At 69.1% G+C, this 1,662-nt stretch carries 1 protein-coding gene and 1 pseudogene; both read left to right on the plus strand.

The features are described 5' to 3' along the window. The coding region (locus FV228_RS28970; RefSeq protein ID WP_147857621.1) for a hypothetical protein at positions 1-1,077 on the plus strand (1,077 nt) is incomplete at its 5' end. 465 nt (positions 1,078-1,542) lie between these two features. Further along, positions 1,543-1,662, plus strand: a pseudogene (locus FV228_RS34920) (epimerase); the annotation flags it as partial.

The following is a 1,662-nucleotide window of genomic DNA, read 5'->3' on the forward strand; positions in this document are numbered from 1 at the left end:
CTCGCGGGGCCCGCCGGGGCCGCGCCCGCGGAGGCGCCGCATTTCCAGGTCGACCCGTCCTGGCCGAAGCCCCTGCCGAACGACTGGATCCTCGGCCAGGCCGCGGGCGTCGCGGTCGACGCGCAGGACCATGTCTGGGTGGTCCAGCGGCCCCGCACGCTGACCGACGACGAGAAGGCCGCGAGCCTCGATCCGCCGCGCAGCAAGTGCTGCAAGCCCGCGCCGCCGGTGCTGGAATTCGCCCAGGACGGCACCCTCCTGCGCAGCTGGGGCGGCCCCGGCGAGGGCTACGACTGGCCAACCAACGAGCACGGCATCCAGATCGACGGCCAGGGCTTCGTCTGGATCGCCGGCAACGGCGACCAGGACGGCCAGCTCCTCAAGTTCACGGCCGACGGCAAGTTCGTCCTGCAGATCGGCAAGTCCGGCCCCCAGACCGACAGCCGGGACACCAGCCGCCTGGGCAAGCCCGCCAACGTCGACTTCGACATGGCGGCCAACGAGGTCTACGTGGCGGACGGCTACTACAACCACCGCATCATCGTGTTCGACCGGGAGACCGGGGCGTTCAAGCGGATGTGGGGCGCCTACGGCAAGCCGCCCACAGACGACAAGCTCGGCCCCTACGACCCGGCCGCCGCCCCGCGCCAGCAATTCGCCAACCCGGTCCATTGCGTGCGCATCGCCCGGGACGGGCTGGTCTATGTCTGCGACCGCACCAACAACCGGATCCAGGTGTTCCAGAAGGACGGCAGCTTCGTGAAGGAGTTCGTCGTGGAGAAGAACACCCGGGCCAACGGCTCGGTCTGGGAGCTGGCCCTGTGGCCGGACGCCGACGAGACCTTTTTGCTCAACGCCGACGGCGCCAACAACGAGGTCCGCACCCTCGACCGCGCCACCGGCGCGACGGTGGGCGCCTTCGGCCGGAACGGCCGCATGGCGGGCCAGTTCCACTGGGTCCACAACCTCGCGGTCGATTCCAAGGGCAACGTGTTCACCACCGAGGTCGACACCGGCAAGCGGGCGCAGAAATTCCTGGCGGTGGGGAATTTCGTGCTGCGCAAGCGGGTGCCGTGACGGCGGGGGCGACCCAGGTTTTATGGCATTGACGTTGTTGCGAACCATGAAGCGCCCCCTCTTCCGCACGGGCTACCGGATTCACGCATCGGTGTCGGCAGCACGGGCGCAGTATGGAGCGCGGGTCCCCTCTCCCGTGTGGGAGAGGTCTGCTCTCGCAGAGAGCCGGGTGAGGGATCAGGTCTTTCCGGAGAGGTCGCATCCCTCACCCCAACCCTCTCCCGCACGGGAGAGGGGGTTCGTCGCGCCCTATAAGAGCCGATGCGTGAACGTCGTAGCCCGCAAGGGAAAGGGGACCCAAGCCTACCGCGGTCGCAGCATGACGGCGACTAAGGTCTCAACCTGCGTAGCCTGTCCGGTTCGGGAGAGAGCGTCCGATGGCGGCGCCCGCTCACAGCGGATTGAAGCGGCCGTGCGGACGAAAGCCGTCATGATCGGCGGTCCGAGCCCTTGGACGACGCGATCGTGACCTGGGATCGATCGAACGCTCCACCGTCGCGGCGCGTCCTCGTCCTCGGCGGCACCGGCACGATCGGCCGCGCGACGGTGCGGGCGCTGGTGTCGCGCGGGCACGCGGTCGTCTGC

Source organism: Methylobacterium sp. WL18, assembly GCF_008040015.1.
GTDB classification, from domain to species: Bacteria; Pseudomonadota; Alphaproteobacteria; order Rhizobiales; family Beijerinckiaceae; genus Methylobacterium; species Methylobacterium mesophilicum.